This window comes from Pseudactinotalea sp. Z1739 (assembly GCF_049725055.1).
Classification (GTDB): domain Bacteria; phylum Actinomycetota; class Actinomycetes; order Actinomycetales; family Beutenbergiaceae; genus CALKWS01.
In genome coordinates, this window is sequence record NZ_JBMPQA010000015.1 from 48,647 (window position 1) to 61,555 (window position 12,909).

The 12,909-nt window shown below is 68.4% G+C and carries 13 protein-coding genes; 7 read left to right on the top strand and 6 right to left on the bottom strand.

Annotated features, from left to right (window positions below):
• Window positions 1-166 precede the first annotated feature (166 nt).
• Entirely contained in the window at window positions 167-724 is a 558-nt protein-coding gene (locus ACO0LV_RS16740; RefSeq protein WP_424789059.1) for a hemerythrin domain-containing protein, read from the top strand.
• Window positions 725-785: 61 nt separating this feature from the next.
• Here ACO0LV_RS16740 and ACO0LV_RS16745 read toward each other — a convergent pair whose 3' ends face one another.
• Together ACO0LV_RS16745 and ACO0LV_RS16750 are read right to left on the bottom strand one after the other, a co-directional pair.
• Window positions 786-1,784 carry an aldo/keto reductase gene (locus ACO0LV_RS16745; protein WP_424789060.1) on the bottom strand — a complete coding sequence of 333 codons (999 nt, stop codon included), beginning with the start codon at window positions 1,782-1,784 and terminating at the stop codon, window positions 786-788.
• 67 nt (window positions 1,785-1,851) lie between these two features.
• The gene (locus tag ACO0LV_RS16750) at window positions 1,852-2,415 is read right to left on the bottom strand and encodes an amidohydrolase family protein (RefSeq protein ID WP_424789061.1); all 564 of its coding nucleotides are present in this window, start codon (window positions 2,413-2,415) and stop codon (window positions 1,852-1,854) included.
• 314 nt (window positions 2,416-2,729) lie between these two features.
• On the opposite strand from ACO0LV_RS16750, the gene ACO0LV_RS16755 reads away from it, so the two are divergent.
• From ACO0LV_RS16755 to ACO0LV_RS16780, 6 genes are all read left to right on the top strand, one after another.
• Window positions 2,730-3,680, top strand: a complete 951-nt coding sequence (locus ACO0LV_RS16755) for a nucleoside hydrolase (protein ID WP_424789062.1) — start codon at window positions 2,730-2,732, stop codon at window positions 3,678-3,680.
• A gap of 86 nt (window positions 3,681-3,766) precedes the next feature.
• Complete coding sequence (locus ACO0LV_RS16760; protein WP_424789063.1) at window positions 3,767-5,083, top strand: ABC transporter substrate-binding protein; 1,317 nt, start codon at window positions 3,767-3,769, stop codon at window positions 5,081-5,083.
• 20 nt (window positions 5,084-5,103) lie between these two features.
• Window positions 5,104-6,078: a carbohydrate ABC transporter permease gene (locus ACO0LV_RS16765; RefSeq protein WP_424789064.1), complete on the top strand. Its 975-nt coding sequence runs from the start codon at window positions 5,104-5,106 to the stop codon at window positions 6,076-6,078.
• Window positions 6,075-6,932, top strand: a complete 858-nt coding sequence (locus ACO0LV_RS16770; RefSeq protein WP_424789065.1) for a carbohydrate ABC transporter permease — start codon at window positions 6,075-6,077, stop codon at window positions 6,930-6,932. Before ACO0LV_RS16765 ends, ACO0LV_RS16770 begins: the two co-directional genes overlap by 4 nt.
• Complete coding sequence (locus ACO0LV_RS16775) at window positions 6,929-7,873, top strand: ribokinase (protein ID WP_424789066.1); 945 nt, start codon at window positions 6,929-6,931, stop codon at window positions 7,871-7,873. The genes ACO0LV_RS16770 and ACO0LV_RS16775 overlap by 4 nt, the downstream gene beginning before the upstream one ends.
• A 47-nt stretch (window positions 7,874-7,920) precedes the next feature.
• Window positions 7,921-8,994, top strand: coding sequence for a LacI family DNA-binding transcriptional regulator (locus ACO0LV_RS16780; protein WP_424789067.1), 1,074 nt, complete (start codon window positions 7,921-7,923; stop codon window positions 8,992-8,994).
• A gap of 9 nt (window positions 8,995-9,003) precedes the next feature.
• Here ACO0LV_RS16780 and ACO0LV_RS16785 read toward each other — a convergent pair whose 3' ends face one another.
• From ACO0LV_RS16785 to ACO0LV_RS16800, 4 genes are all read right to left on the bottom strand, one after another.
• Complete coding sequence (locus ACO0LV_RS16785; RefSeq protein ID WP_424789068.1) at window positions 9,004-10,413, bottom strand: sugar porter family MFS transporter; 1,410 nt, start codon at window positions 10,411-10,413, stop codon at window positions 9,004-9,006.
• A gap of 84 nt (window positions 10,414-10,497) precedes the next feature.
• Entirely contained in the window at window positions 10,498-12,141 is a 1,644-nt protein-coding gene (locus ACO0LV_RS16790; RefSeq protein WP_424789069.1) for a DNA repair helicase XPB, read from the bottom strand.
• Between the two features lie 76 nt (window positions 12,142-12,217).
• Entirely contained in the window at window positions 12,218-12,661 is a 444-nt protein-coding gene (locus ACO0LV_RS16795; protein ID WP_424789070.1) for a type II toxin-antitoxin system VapC family toxin, read from the bottom strand.
• Window positions 12,658-12,894, bottom strand: coding sequence for a FitA-like ribbon-helix-helix domain-containing protein (locus ACO0LV_RS16800; protein ID WP_424789071.1), 237 nt, complete (start codon window positions 12,892-12,894; stop codon window positions 12,658-12,660). The genes ACO0LV_RS16795 and ACO0LV_RS16800 overlap by 4 nt, the downstream gene beginning before the upstream one ends.
• Window positions 12,895-12,909 lie beyond the last annotated feature (15 nt).

Consider the following 12,909-nt stretch of genomic DNA (forward strand, 5'->3'; position numbering starts at 1 on the left):
GGCAATCGGACGCAGGACTCACCCAGTCGACCGCACGTCGCGCACGGTGGCAAGGGTGCGCAGGTCGGGGCTGCGGCCCGGACGTTGCGGGGTGCCCACGTCTGAGGTGCCGACTCGGCGGGCCAAGTTTACGCTGTATACCCATGCGAGCGGACGGGGGAGTTTGATGAGCGAAGTCAGTGGTGACAGCCGGGATGTGGTGGACGTTCTGGTCGCTGACCACGGCCGGATACGTTATCTGTTGAGGCAGGTCGAAGGGCCCGTGCGCACCGCCAGGCGCCGAGACCTCGCTGCGGCCGTGATCGCCGAGGTGAAGCGGCACTTTGCGATCGAGGCACACGTGTACGCGGTGATCGAGAGGCAGCTGCCCGAGGGTGCGCGGGATCGACCGGATGGCGCATGGGTCGATCGGGAGGAGCGGGAGCGCAACATCGTCGTTGCGATGGATCGGATGGCGACTCTCGACGTCGCCGATCCGGAGTTCTTCGAGTGGGTCAGCCACCTGGAGCAACTCTTCCGCGATCACGCGCACGATCAGGAGGATGAGGTCTTCCCCATGTGGCGAGCCGGTGTTCCGGCTGCGGAGCTGGCCGCGCTACGCAAGAGTGTGGCCGCCCGACTCGAGCCAACCGGAGCGCGGGGACGGCGCGTCAACCAGGACCCGGCGATGCCCTCGATCCCGAGCGCACCGGAGGGGACGAGGCCGTCCAAGGTCTCGGCCTGATCCCGGCCGAACCGCCCCCGTGAGACGGTTCCGTGCGCCCCGAGTGACCTCCTGAGCGGACTTACGGCAAGGCCTCCCGTGCCAGCAGTCCCTCGGCCACCAGGTCCTCCCAGAGCGCTGCCGGGACTCGGGTCTGATAGCGCTGCAGGGCCTGCTGGAACTGCTCCGCGTTGGAGCTGCCGACGACCACCGATGCCACCTGGGGCTTCAGCAGCACGAATGCCACGGCAACCTCGGGGAGGGTGAGTCCGTGCCGTTCGCAGACATCGGCGATCCGGTTGGTCCGCGTGATCAGTTCGGCAGGTGCCGCTTCGTAGTTGTAGGGCGCGTCCGCCGCCGGGCGTGGCCGGGCGAGCAGTCCGGAGTTGTAGACGCCGGCGATCACCACGCTCGCCCCGGTTTCCTCGGCAGCCGGGAAGACGTCGGCCAGGGCGCCCTGCTCGAGCAGGGTGTAGCGGCCCGCCAGCATCACCAGGTCGGCGTCGCCTTCGCGGATGAACCGGGCGACCATCGCCGACTGGTTCATCCCTGCCCCGAAACTGCTGATCACGCCCTGGGCGCGCAGTTCCTGGAGGGCGGGCACGGCGCCGTTGATCGCCTCGTCCCAGTGGTCGTCGGGGTCGTGGATGTAGGCGATGTCGATCCGGTCCAGGCCGAGCCGCTCCAGGCTCTCCTCGATCGAGCGTCGCACCCCCGCCGCGGAGAAGTCCCACACCCGTTTGGTGGTGTTGGGCACCCCGTGGAACTGCTCGTCCGTCCCGATGCCGCCGGGGTTCGGCCGGATGAGCCGCCCGACCTTCGTCGACAGCACGTACTCATCGCGCGGGTATTGCGCCAGCGCTCTGCCGAGCCGGCGCTCGGACAGGCCCATGCCGTAATGGGGAGCCGTGTCGAAGAGCCGGACGCCGGACTCCCATGCGGCGTCGACGATCCGCTCCACCTCGCCCTCGGGCATCTCGCGGTAGAGGTTGCCGAACTGTGCCCCGCCCACTCCTAGTTCGGTCAGGGGCAGGCCGCTCCGGGTGGTGCGGCGGCCGATCTGAGGGTTGTCCGTTCGCATGGCTGTCTTCCTTGCTGGTGAATGGGTCAGTGGGCCCGGCCGGGGTGGGATGCGCGGGCAGCGGAGGTCATCGGGAGCGATCCACCACAGCGGTGGGTCCGAAGGATTCCAGGACGGTCTCGGCGTAGCGACGCAGCCGCTGCGCCGTCATCGGCTCCTCGTCGAAGGTGAGGTAGCCGGACAGTTTGCACGCCCCGTTTCGAGGGCGAGCAAGATCGCGGATGTCGGCTGCCCAGGAGTCGAAGTCCGCACGGGCCATCGTGGGTTTGGACAGGTGATCCAACATGATTCGGGTGCCCGGGCTGGCCGCAGCCCGGCGGGTCGCCGCAGGCAGAATCCGGACTTCGGTGAGCAGGTCACCGGGCGGCCGTGAGCCTTCGACGTCGATCCACCCGACCACACCGGCCAGCCCGTCCTGGCTCGGCGCGAGGGCAAGGATCTCCGATGTCTCCTCGGGCTGGGCCACGGTCTGGACGAAGATCCCGAAGTCGACCGCGTTCTCGCGTGCCGCCTCGTGCCAGTCGCCGAAGTCATAGGGCCCACCGATGAGGCCCCTGGTCGCCGCGTCCATCCACTCCTGGGGGCGGACGGCCTCATCCCAGACGTGGTGGTGGGTATCAATCCGCAACATGCTCGACCTCCGCCGGTGTCGTCTCCCGTTCATGTTCAGTGTCGTGGATGACACCAGGATTTTCAGGCCGGGCAGGCCGCGGCCCTGCTCGAGTCCCTGGTCTCGCGACTGGCCTCGGTCCCGCCCCGGATTCAGCCGCAGACCCCCGACCTCGGGTGCGGCCCCGGTCCCCGGGCCTCGGGTTCAGCTGCAGACCCCCGGCCTCGGGTGCGGCCCGGTGGGGCGAACCTCGCCTCTCCACTTTCGCGGTTGTGGTTGAGATCACCATTCAACACGTGTAGAGTCCACGCAACACGAGTTGAATGGGGTCTTAAATGCGGATCATTCTTGATACCGATATGGCGATGGGCGCCCCGGGATCAGAGATCGACGACGGTTTCGCGCTGGCGCTGCTGATGGCCGATGAGGTGTTCGACGTCGAACTGGTCACCAGCGTCAACGGGAACATCGACGTCGAGTCCGGCACGCTGCTGAGCGTCGAACTCCTGCAGCGGTTGAAGCGCCCGGACATCCCGGTGGTGCGCGGTGCCGCTGCGCCGATGATGGAGCCGGAGAAGGCTCGCGGTGCGCCGGAGAGCGTGACGGAGAACTTCGGCCACCACCGGGCCGCGCCAGGGTTCGCCGCAGCCGAGATCGCACGCCGGGTCCTGGAGTCACCGGGTGAGATCACCCTGGTCGCGATCGGACCGCTGACCAACATCGCCCTGGCGATCGCGATGGAACCCGAGGTCGCCACCGCGGCCAAGGAGATCGTGGTGATGGGCGGGGTGTTCCGCGGTCACACCCAGGCGGCGCGGATGCCGGGGGAGTTCAACTGGTGGGTCGATCCGCACGCGGCCCGAGCGGTGATGCACAGCGGCGCGGCCATCCGCCTCATCGGCCTGGATGTGACGACCCAGGTGCGTCTCACCCGGGACGACGCAGCGACCATGGCCGACAGTGGCCGGGAGTTCGGCGCGTTCGCCGGAGAGTGCACGGTCGCGTGGCTCGACCGGTTGGCGAAGGCCAACCCTGGTGAGGAAGGCGCGGGCCAGTCCTGCGCCATGCACGATCCGCTCGCCGTCGCGGCCCTGTCCCGGCCCGAACTGTTGGATTGGCAGCCGGCCCACGTGAACGTCCTGACCGCAGAGGAAGCCGGGCGCGGCGTGGCCATCGCTGACTTCCAGGAGCGCGCCGACGCCCCGGCCCCGAACGCCCAGGTGGCCGTAGGAGTGCGGGTCGAGGAGTTCATGACCTACTTCCTGGACCGCATCGCCACCTACTGACCGACCCGGCCGCACCCGACCAGGTCCACCGCGCCACGCGCACCTTTGATTCGCCTCGACACCGTTGTCACGAAAGGACACACGAAATGCGACGCATCCACACGGCTGCCGCCGTCGCGGGGGCTGCGGCCCTGATCCTCACCGCAGCATGTTCCGACTCCTCCACCGCTGCCGGCGACGGCGACGGTGACGGCTGGTCCATCCCGGAGGAGGATCCGACTGCCACGATCCAGGTCCTGGGCCACCAGGACGCCGAGCTCATGGAACCGGTCATCGAAGTCTTCCACGAGGACCACCCAGACATCACCGTGCAGTACGAGGCGGTGCCGTTCGACCAGTTGAACTCGGTGCTGGATGCGCGGATCGCCAACCAGGACGGAAACCCGGACGTGTACTGGGCGGACCAGCCGCGGGTGGCGGCGCTGGCCTCCCGGGGCTACCTGGAAGACCTGACCGAGCAGTTCGCGGACGTGACCGGAGCATTCGACAGCGCGCCGGTGGAGTCCAGTTCCTTCGACGGCAGTCTGTGGTCGTTGCCGATCGCGAACTCCACGCAGTTGCTGTACTACAACGCCGACCTGCTGGACGAGGCCGGTGTCGAAGCGCCCTCGGCTGACATCTCCGAGCGGATCACGTGGGAAGAGATCCGCGATCGAGCCCAGCAGGCCGTCGACGGCGGGGCCGAGCACGGCTTCCTCTTCGGCCAGGTGCACCGGTACTACCAGATCCAGCCGTTGCCGCAGTCCAAGGGCGGCTCCGCCGGCGCCTCGGACGACCTCGGCCTCGAGCCGGACATCACCTCCGATCCGTGGGTGGAGTCGATGGAGTTCTACCAGTCGTTGTTCACCGAGGACCTGTCCCCACTGGGCGTGAACCCGGAGCAGTCCAGCGCCGAGTTCATCACCGGCAACACCGCCTTCTTCGTGCAGGGCCCGTGGCTCCTTCCCCAACTCGACGAGGCCGAGTTCACCTGGGGCGTGGCCCCGCACCCCTACTTCGAGGGCGGGGAGCCGGTCACCCCCACCGGCTCGTGGTCCCTGGGGATGAGCCCGTTCAGCGACGACAAGGAAGCCGCCGCCGTCTTCATGCGGTGGATGTCGGCTGACAACGGTGGTGGGTACGCCGTGAACTTCGGGGCACCGGAACTTCCCTCCACACCGGAAGGCAAGGAGGACTACTTCCAACGCGATGTGTTCGACTCCGACGCCGGTCAGGACGCCGTGACGATCATCGACCACGAGACGGCCGAGACCGCGGTGCCGCGTCTGCAGACCGTCGGCTTCGTGGAGTTCGAGGAGATCCTCGGCCGGGCCTTCTCCGACATCGCCTCCGGTACGGACCCGGAGACTGCGCTGCAATCGGCTCAGGATGAGTTGACCAACGCGTGGGCACAGTACGAGTAAGGCGCGATCAGACCAATCTCATGACTGCCCTTACTCGGTCCACCACCGGCCCCACCCGCACCCCGGCACAGCGCCGGGGTGCGGGCGGGTCCGGCCAGCACAAGCGTTCACGCCGCCGGGCCAAGGAACTGGCCTGGGTCGCGGTCTTCCTGGCCCCGGCCCTCCTCACGATCATCACCCTGAGGATCGCACCCACCGTCAGCGCAGCGGTGGACAGCCTCTACCGGGGCTTCCCCGGTGGCGTGCAGCCGGCGGACTTCAGCGGCCTGACCAACTACGCCACGCTCTTCTCCAATGACATGTTCCGCGACACCGTGGTCCGCACGCTGGTGTTCAACGTCATCATCAACCCGCTGCAGGTGGCTCTGGCATTGGCCGTCGCGGTGCTGGTGACCCGGCGGATCGCGGCGCCGGCGCTATGGCGCACCCTCATCTTCATCCCCGCGACGGTCCCGGTCGTGGGGTCCTCGATCGTGTGGGGCATCGGGCTGCGGCCGAACGGACCGATCAACGCGATCATCGATGCCCTCGGTGGGAACCGCCAGCCGTTCCTCACCTCACCCGCCCAGGCGATGGCCTCGATCATGGTGGTGATCTCCTGGATCGGCATCGGCTACTGGATGTTGTTCCTCATCTCTGGTCTGCAAGCGATCCCCGAGGAGTACATGGAGGCGGCGAAACTGGACCGGGCCGGTCCGATCCGCACCTTCTTCTCCATCACGCTGCCGCTGCTGAAGCGTCCGCTGCTGTTCGTCCTGGTGGCGTGCACGGTGGCCAACTTCGTCCTGTTCGTGCCGATCCAGATGCTCACCAACGGTGGTCCGGAGAACAGCACCACGATGCTGATGTTCAACGCGTACCGGACCACGTTCACCTACTCGAGCAAGAACCTCGGTGCCGCCGAGGTGATGATCCTGACCGTGTTGATGCTGGTCTTCGTCGCGCTGCAGTTCCGGCTGTTGCGTGAGGACCGACCCGCGAGGAGCAAACGATGAGCGCAGTAGCCAGTCGCCGTCGCGGCCGCCTGGAGCGCAAGTCCGCGATCCTGACCCTGGCGGCCATGGCGGCGTCGGCCATCTTCATCCTGCCCGGCCTGTGGCTGGTGGTCGGGTCGGTGCGGCCCGGCTCGGAGATCTTCAGTTCCGTCTCACCGCTGAGCTGGCGCATCCTGGTGCCCAGTTCGGTGAGCCTGGACAACTACGTGGACCTGCTCAGCGGGCCGTTCGGCCGGGCCCTGATCGTCTCCCTGGTGGTGTGCCTGCTGACCGTGGGCATCGGCCTGGTGCTCAGCGCCACCGCCGCCTACGCCCTGGCGGTGCTGAACTTCCCCGGGCGGGGCGCGGCGTTCGCGTTCGTCGTCGTCAGTTTCATGGTGCCGTTCGAGGCGATCGCCATCCCCCTGTCGCAGTTGTTCACCGGATGGGGGTTGACCAACACCATCATGGGTCTGGTGCTGCCGGGCATCGGCAACGGGCTGGCCATCTTCAACCTGCGGCAGTACTTCCTGGGCATCCCGAACTCCTACCGTGAGGCCGCCACCCTGGATGGTGCCTCGGAGGCCCGGATCCTGACCAATGTGTACGTCCCGATCGGTGGCGTGGCCCTGGCGAACTCGGCTTTACTGATCTTCCTCGGACAGTGGACCGCCTACCTGTGGCCCTTGCTGGTGGTCTCCGAGGCGCGGCTGCAGGTGGCACCGGTCGCCCTCGCACGAACCTTCGGAGAACATTCATTCGACTACGGGCAGAACTTCGCAGGAGCGGTGGTGCTGTCCCTGATCCCGGCGGTGATGATGTTCATGTTGCAGCGCTTCTTCGGCGGCCTCTCGCTCACCACAGGTGAGAAGTGACTCAATCGACGCACTCCCGGCAGGTGGTCGTCGTCGGCTCGGCGAACGTGGATTACCTCATGCGGGTGGACCGTTCGCCGGTGCCGGGCCAGACCGTCCTCGCCGAGGAGTTCCGCAAGTCCCCCGGCGGGAAGGGGGCGAATCAGGCAGTTGCCGCGGCCCGCCTGGGCGGCCGGGTCTCGTTCATCGGATGCGTCGGCGACGATGACGACGGCGCGATGCTGCTGCGCGTGCTGCGAAGTGAAGGCATCGACACCTCCGATGTGGAAACTGTCGGGGACCAGGCCACCGGGCTCGCGGTCGTCGCGGTCGACCGGTTCGGGCAGAACTCGATCCTCGTGGTGCCCGGAGCGAATTTCGCGATCAAGGCCGATCGGGTGCGACGGGTGATCCGAGCATCGGCCCCCGGAGCCGTGCTGACCCTCCAGGCGGAGATCGACCCGGAGGTGATCGCCGCCGCGATCGACGCCGCTGCCGTACAGGGACTCAGGGCGGTGCTGAACCTGGCCCCGTTCATCCACCTGCCGGCGCAGCTGCTGGCGACGTGCGATCCGCTGGTGCTCAACGAGTCCGAAGCCAGTGAACTGCTCGGTGAGCCGGTGCGGTCGGTACCGGTGGCGTTGCGGGCGGCCCAGGAGCTACGCCACCGGAGCCGGTCGGTGGTCATCACCCTGGGGGGGCAGGGCGCGGTCTGGGCCGATGCTCACGACGCGGGCGCGGTCGAAGCCGAACGGGTTGAGCAGGTCGTCGACACCACCGGTGCGGGCGATGCGTTCGTCGGTGCCCTCGCCGTGCACCTCGCCGGTGGCGCCGACCTGGCGGACGCGGTCCGGGTGGGCGTGGCGGCCGGAACCTTCTCGGTGACCCGCCCGGGCGCCCAGTCCTCCCACCCGACGGCGGCCGATCTGGCCCCGATCCTGAGCCCGCTGCGAGTCCGTTGAGGGCTCGGTGTTGGTAGCGTCGGGCACGACCGGAAGGGGAGGTGCAGGTGGCGGTAACGCGCGCCCAAGTGGCCGCTCACGCTGGGGTGTCCCCGGCCGTGGTCTCCTACGTGGTGAACGGAGGGCCCCGACCGGTGTCGGCCAGGACCAGGTTGCGGGTGGAGGCGGCCATCGCCGAACTCGACTACCGGCCGAACCGGATCGCGGCGGCACTGCGCGCGGCGACGACCCACTCCATCGGACTGCTCACGCCCAGCCCCACCAACCCGTTCTTCGCGGAGTTGTCCGCCACGCTCATGCGGGAGTTCTCCGCTCGCGGAAAGTCCCTGTCCGTGGCCGTCACCGATGAGGATTCCGACCTCGAGTTGCTCCACCTGCGCTCCTTCCTCGACCGGCAGGTCGACGGCGTCATCCTGACCTCCGCCGGATCGGTCGTCGCGATGGAGGAACTGGGACCGCACTCGGTTCCGGTGCTGGTGGTCGATCGGGTCGGGACCATGGAGGTCCCGGCCTTCTCCCGGTTGCATGTGGAGAACACCCATGGTGCCCGGCTCGCGACCGAACATCTCCAGCAGCACGGTCACGAGATCATCGGATGCATCGCGGGCCCGCCGACGGAGAAGTTGGTGGCCGAACGGATCCAGGGCTGGCGGCAACAGCAGGACGGCCGGGACGACGACTTCGACTCCCTGGTGGAGCACGGGGACTTCTCCGCCGCCGGTGGTCACGGCGCCGCGCACGCCCTGCTCGGTCCGGGGTCCCGTCGTCGTGCTTCCGGCAGGCCCGCGCCCACGGCACTGTTCGTGACCTCGGACGTCCAGGCCTTCGGTGTGCTGCTGGCGTCTCAGGAACTGGGCCTGCGGGTGCCGCAGGACGTCGCGATCGTCAGTTTCGACGGCACCGAACTGGCGCGATTCGCCAACCCGCCACTGACCAGCGTGCGCCAGCCGATCGAGGAGATCGCGCGCGTGGCCACCGAGGTGCTGCTCGCCCGGATCGCTGACCCGGCGCTGGAGCCGGCACACCAGACGTTCAAAGGCACCCTGGTGATCGGACGCAGCTGCGGCTGTGACGACCGGGCCGAGCCTGCGCCCGATGGTCTGCCGGCAGAGCATCGGTAGGTGGCCGGCCTACATCTCCTCCAGTTCCTTGCCCTTGGTCTCCGGGACGAACTTCCACACGAACAGCAGCGACAGCACTGCACAGGTGGTGTAGAAGCCGTAGGCGAACCCGAGGCCCAGGTCGGCCATCGCGGGGAATGAGGTGGAGATCGCGAAGTTCGCCAGCCACTGGGCTGCGGCGGCCAGACCGAGCGCGGTCCCGCGGATCACATTGTTGAACATCTCGCCCAGCAGCACCCACACCGCGGGACCCCAGGTGGCCCCGAAGAACACCACGAACAGGTTCGCCGCGATGAGGGCGGCTACGCCGGCCCCACCGTCCAGCACCGGCTCGAGTTCGCCGTCGGCGCCTTCCACCACCCGCGCGGTCGCGAACAGGAACGCCAGCGCGCCCAGGGACACCGACATCCCGAAGGATCCGATGAGCAGCAACCGGCGCCGGCCGATCTTGTCGATCAGCGCGATCGCCACGATGGTCACGGCGATGTTGGTCACGGAGGTGATGACGGTCTGGGTCAGGGCGTCGGCCTCGGTGAAGCCGACCGACTGCCACAGCGCCGAGGAGTAGTAGAAGATCACGTTGATGCCGACGAACTGCTGGAACACCGACAGGCCGATCCCGATCCACACGATCGGCAGCAGGTTCCTCCCGCCGGGGTTGAGCAGGTCACGCCACGTGGCTCGCTCCTCGCGCACCACCGTGCGGGTGATCTCCTTGATCCGTTCATCGACTCCGACCCGCATCACCTGGCGCAGCACGCCGCGGGCGTCCTTCTCATCCCCGCGCGCCACCAGGAACCGGGGCGACTCCGGGATCGTCAGGGCGAGCACGCCGTAGGCGAACGCGGGCACCACCTCCACGATGAACATCCACCGCCAGGCCTCCAGCCCGAACCACAGTTCCTCGGCGGCGCCGCCGGCCGTGGCAGCCAACCAGGCGTCGGACAGCAGCGCCACGAAGATGCCGGTGACGATGGCCAGCTGCTGCAGCGAGCCGAGGCGGCCGCGGATCGGGGCGGGGGCGATCTCGGCGATGTAGGCCGGGGCGATCACCGACGCCGCGCCGATCCCCATGCCCCCCAGCAGCCGCCAGCCGATCAGGTCCGCGGGGCCGAACGCCAGGCCCGAGCCCAGCGCGGACAGGAAGAACAGGGCCGCGGCGATCACCATCACCCGCACCCGCCCGATCCGGTCCGCCAACCGGCCGGCCAGGTAGGCGCCCACCATGCACCCGAGCAACGCCGAGGACACGGTGAAGCCGAGCAGCCCCGGGCTCATCTCGAACTGCGCCTCGATGGCGCTGACCGCGCCGTTGATCACGGCGGTGTCGAACCCGAACAAGAAGCCGCCCAGCGCCGCCACGGTGGCGAGTTGGACCGCCTTGCCGGTGTGGTAGTCGGTCGATTCCGCAGTCGACATCTGCCCTCCCCGTCCGGTTCGTCCGGTCACAGTAGCCGCGGAGGGACGACTGCGCTCGCCGAGGTTCTGAGCACGCCTGCTGCGCTACGCCGCGGTGAGGTCCTCGGCGTCGATGATCCGGTAGGCATAGCCCTGCTCGGCCAGGAACCGCTGGCGGTGCGCGGCGAACTCCTGGTCCACGGTGTCGCGGGTGACCACGGCGTAGAAGTGGGCGGTCTTGCCGTCGGCCTTGGGGCGCATCACCCGGCCCAGCCGCTGGGCCTCCTCCTGCCGGGACCCGAAGGACCCGGAGATCTGGATCGCCACCGACGCCTCGGGCAGGTCGATGGAGAAGTTGGCCACCTTGCTCACCACCAGGGTGGGGACCTCACCGGTCCGGAAGGCCTCGAACAGTTTCTGCCGTTGCGGCACCGTGGTGGCCCCGGTGATCAGGGGCGCGTCCAACGTCCCGGCCAACTCTTCCAACTGGTCCAGGTACTGCCCGATGATCAAGGTCTGCTCGCCGTCGTGCTTCTTCAGCAGCTCCCGCACCACCGCGGTCTTGGCGGGCGCGGAGGCGGCCAGCCGGTAGCGGTCCTCCGGCTCGGCGGTGGCGTAGGCCATCCGGTCGCGCTGGGACAGGTCCAGCCGGATCTCGATGCACTCGGCCGGGGCGATGTAACCCTGGGCCTCGATGTCCTTCCACGGCGCGTCGTAACGCTTGGGCCCGATCAGGGAGAACACCTCGTCCTCCCGGCCGTCCTCGCGCACCAGGGTGGCGGTCAGCCCGAGCCGGCGCCGGGCCTGCAGGTCCGCCGTCATCCGGAAGATCGGGGCGGGCAACAGGTGCACCTCGTCATAGACGATCAGGCCCCAGTCGCGCGCGTCCAGCAGTTCCAGGTGCGGGTAGGCACCCTTCCGCTTGGTGGTCAGCACCTGGTAGGTGGCGATGGTGACCGGGCGGATCTCCTTGCGGGCCCCGGAGTACTCCCCGATCTCCTCCTCGGTCAGGGAGGTGCGCGCCACCAGTTCGTCGCGCCACTGCCGTGCCGCCACCGTGTTGGTCACCAGGATCAGCGTCGTGGTGCCCGAGCGGGCCATCGAGGCCGCACCCACGATCGTCTTGCCCGCTCCGCACGGGAGCACGACGACGCCGCTGCCGCCGTGCCAGAAGGTATCCACCGCTTCGGCCTGGTAGGGGCGCAGCTGCCAGTCGCCGGTGCCCAGTTCGATGGCGTGCTTCTCGCCGTCGACGTACCCGGCCAGGTCCTCTGCCGGCCAGCCCAGTTTCACCAGCACCTGCTTCAGGTGCCCGCGCTCGGAGGGGTGGACCACGACGGTCTCGTCGTCGATGCGGGTGCCGAGCAGACCCTGGGTTCGCTTGGCCCGCGTCACCTCCTCCAGCACCGGCTTGTCCAGGGCGTGCAGCACCAGACCGTGTTCGGGGTGCTGCATCAGTTGCAGCCGCCCGTAGCGCGACATCGTCTCGGCCACGTCCACCAGCAGGTGATGGGGCACCGGGTAGCGGGAGAAGCGCAGCAGGGTGTCGACCACCTGCTCGGCGTCGTGCCCGGCGGCGCGGGCGTTCCACAGCCCCAGCGGGGTGAGCCGGTAGGTGTGGATGTGCTCCGGGGCGCGCTCCAGTTCGGCGAACGGGGCGATCTCCCGCCGGCACTCGGCGGACTGTTCGTGGTCGACCTCGAGCAGAAGAGACTTGTCCGATTGCACGATGAGGGGTCCGCCGGTCATCGGACCATTGTCACCCACCGATGGGTTCAGTTCGCAATCGGGGGCCGACGACGGCGGGGGACGTGTGCGTGATCTCTCACCGGGGGAGGGGGTGCTCCGCCGCAACCGCCGGATCAGCCCATGGGTCGATCACGAGGACACCGGTGTTCTCGAAGTCCTTGACGTTCCGGGTAGCCAACGGCACCTGGTGACGTCGGCAGATGGCGGCGATCTGTGCGTCGATGTCTGCGATTGGCTGGCCGGCCTGCTCCCGCCTGGTGGCGAGTTCGGCATAGTGGGGAGCCTCATCGGCGGTGAAACCGAGCGTGTTCTCGGCGTATTCATCGAACAGTGCCGTCGCAGCGCTGGAGAGGGCTGAGCGTCGACGCCCGTGGGGCAAGCGGGCGATGCCGTACAGGATCTCTGCGACGGTGACCGCGGTGATTGCCGTCGACTCTTGCGATCGCACCCATCTGACGACGCGCCGCGCCGGGTCGGGCTTCATCAACTCCGACAGGACATTGGTATCAAGGACGATCATTCGAACTCGGGCACCCTGCGCCGTTGTGACCGCGACGGAACCTCGACCTCGACTCCCCCCAAGTCCTGGAACGTGTCCAGGAACGCGGCGCCGATGTTCCGCCGCTGCCGCTGCATGGATTCGGTGAGGATGTGCCTCACCTCGGCCTCCATCGAGCGGCCATGGGCTCGGGCTTGTTCCGCGATCGCTCGTTTGACCGAATCCTCCAGCCCCCGCACCGTGATCGTTGCCATCGCCACCTCCTCGAA

Coding starts and splice junctions, on each gene's coding strand:
- ACO0LV_RS16740 (WP_424789059.1), top strand. CDS start 167: ATGAGCGAAGTCAGTGGTGACAGCCGGGATGTGGTGGACGTTCTGGTC.
- ACO0LV_RS16745 (WP_424789060.1), bottom strand. CDS start 1,784: ATGCGAACGGACAACCCTCAGATCGGCCGCCGCACCACCCGGAGCGGC.
- ACO0LV_RS16750 (WP_424789061.1), bottom strand. CDS start 2,415: ATGTTGCGGATTGATACCCACCACCACGTCTGGGATGAGGCCGTCCGC.
- ACO0LV_RS16755 (WP_424789062.1), top strand. CDS start 2,730: ATGCGGATCATTCTTGATACCGATATGGCGATGGGCGCCCCGGGATCA.
- ACO0LV_RS16760 (WP_424789063.1), top strand. CDS start 3,767: ATGCGACGCATCCACACGGCTGCCGCCGTCGCGGGGGCTGCGGCCCTG.
- ACO0LV_RS16765 (WP_424789064.1), top strand. CDS start 5,104: ATGACTGCCCTTACTCGGTCCACCACCGGCCCCACCCGCACCCCGGCA.
- ACO0LV_RS16770 (WP_424789065.1), top strand. CDS start 6,075: ATGAGCGCAGTAGCCAGTCGCCGTCGCGGCCGCCTGGAGCGCAAGTCC.
- ACO0LV_RS16785 (WP_424789068.1), bottom strand. CDS start 10,413: ATGTCGACTGCGGAATCGACCGACTACCACACCGGCAAGGCGGTCCAA.
- ACO0LV_RS16790 (WP_424789069.1), bottom strand. CDS start 12,141: ATGACCGGCGGACCCCTCATCGTGCAATCGGACAAGTCTCTTCTGCTC.
- ACO0LV_RS16795 (WP_424789070.1), bottom strand. CDS start 12,661: ATGATCGTCCTTGATACCAATGTCCTGTCGGAGTTGATGAAGCCCGAC.
- ACO0LV_RS16800 (WP_424789071.1), bottom strand. CDS start 12,894: ATGGCAACGATCACGGTGCGGGGGCTGGAGGATTCGGTCAAACGAGCG.